The organism is Fusibacter sp., assembly GCF_057447755.1.
This window is the reverse complement of the sequence record NZ_JBVBZF010000472.1, coordinates 1-2,018: the sequence shown is the minus strand read 5'-3', so window position 1 is coordinate 2,018 and position 2,018 is coordinate 1. Positions and strand designations below refer to the sequence as shown.

The following is a 2,018-nucleotide window of genomic DNA, read 5'->3' as shown; positions in this document are numbered from 1 at the left end:
TTATATGGTCCTCTGTTATATTCAGATAAAATTCTTTCAAAGTTTGAGCCATGTGCACTCATTAAAATATCAAGGTATTTTACCCCTAGTGCAATGTTGTAATCCGCATCAAAAATTCTGCTTGGATCATATTCCAAGCCAAGCTCATCACCGTACTCAGTTGCAAGCCATTCTTCAGTATCAGGTATGATCTGCATAAGGCCTCTGTCTTGATGTGTGCCAACGAGATCCTTGTTAAAGTTACTTTCAATTTCCATGATGGATAGGACTAAAGAAACTGGTACATCATACTGGTCTGCATACTTGACAAGGGCAAGTGCACTTTCAGAATCAAGTGGTGTTTCCTCAGATATTTTTTGGCTTCTTTCAAGCTGCGAGGAATCGAACTCATCAAAATCGATGAATTGCGATAAACGCTTAAATTCTTTAACCATGCCAGATTGCTCAGATAAGGTGTCTTGAGCTTTTTCAAGTGATTCTGATAAAATTTCAATTTTATTTTCTTGTTCCGTTAATTGCGATGTTAATAATGCTTGCTCGTTCTCATAAGCTTCGATTTTTTGTGCTGCTTTGATCTGCTGGAATGCCAACATGATCACAATGAATAGTAGCGTTACAAAAGCACCATAAAAAATCTTTTGATTTGCTTTCATGATATCAACCTTTCTTAAAAAAATGAAAACATAGCTATGCGCTATGTTTACTTTCGACTTTTCAAATTATAACACACTCTTTGAGTCTGTCAATTAAGAAAATGTAACTTATGTTGTTAACCACTAAACAAGTTGCCCTTTTTCCTTTTTTTGACACGTGTGCATCAATTGATATCACTAGTCTTTTATCAAATTATTCAAAATTGTTCTTTTTTGTCTTGTAGTTTTTATACAATCGTGTTGCCATATTTATCCATTTCGAAGTGGAAGCGGACGCCTTTCGCAGTGTTTTCAACACCAAAGATTGCCTGATGCTGCTCTAAAATCTCTTTTACAATAGCCAATCCCAAACCACTTCCACCTAGGATTTTGGACCTAGATTCATCTACTTTATAGAACTTATCCCATACTCTGTTTAATTGGTCCTCGGAAAGTGGTTTACATTCATTGTGTATAGAGAACTCTATTCTACGCTCTATAACACGTGTTTGAAGGCTTATCACAGTATTGGGATCACCATATCTCACGGCATTTGAAACAAAGTTAGCAAAAACGCGCTCCATTTTTCGGTAATCTCCAAAAACTTGATCATATTCACATTGATCAAATTCAAACTTCATGCCCTTTTCTGCTGCAAAATGGGTCTGTTTAAGGATAACATTTTCAATCAAAACATTGATTTTAAAGGTTTCCAGTTCGAGCCTATAAGCCCCAGTTTGAAGCTTTGACAGTTCAAGCATATCCTTTACCAAGGCTTCAAGCGTGGTGACCTCCTCTAAAATAACATCTGAAAAGTAATCCACATCATTTTCGACGATACCATCCTGGAGGCCTTCAGTAAACGCCCTTATAACACCAAGTGGGGTCTTAAGCTCATGAGAAATATTCCGAATAAACTCTTTTCTCATGTTTTCAAGCTTCCTGTCTTTCTCAATATCTTCTAATAATTTGTTGTTAGCATCATTTAATTCCTTAATGGTCTTTTCTAAATTATAAGAAAGCTGATTTAAACTTCTAGAAAGACCACCGATTTCATCATTGTGTTTGATCTCTATATATTCATTAAAATCAAAATCCGCCATTTTTTGCGCTTTTTGTTCAAGTTCAACCAGGGGACTGGAAATCATTTTGGAGAATATAAACAAAAATATGGTCCCAATGAGCAGAGAGCCTGTAATTAGAACGGGATAGAAGTCTGAAAGCGCTTGTGTGGCCTCAATAATGGGTTGTTGCTGTGTCATGATAAAGATGCTTTTAAGCCCTTTACGATTAGATGGAAAAACCTTTACGATTTGCTTCTTTCCAGAGTTTTTTTCAGTATAGATAAAGCTTTCTTCCTTGTTAATGCCATTTTGGGGTGTAAAG

The 2,018-nt window shown here is 36.0% G+C and carries 2 protein-coding genes; both read right to left on the bottom strand.

Features of this window, described 5'->3' with window-relative positions:
• Positions 1–653: transglycosylase SLT domain-containing protein (locus tag AC220I_RS21800; protein WP_486725978.1), on the bottom strand; the 653-nt coding region annotated here is incomplete at its 3' end.
• 227 nt (positions 654–880) lie between these two features.
• Positions 881–2,018, bottom strand: a 1,138-nt coding sequence (locus tag AC220I_RS21795; RefSeq protein WP_486725977.1) for a sensor histidine kinase, incomplete at its 5' end; no start/stop codon positions are given.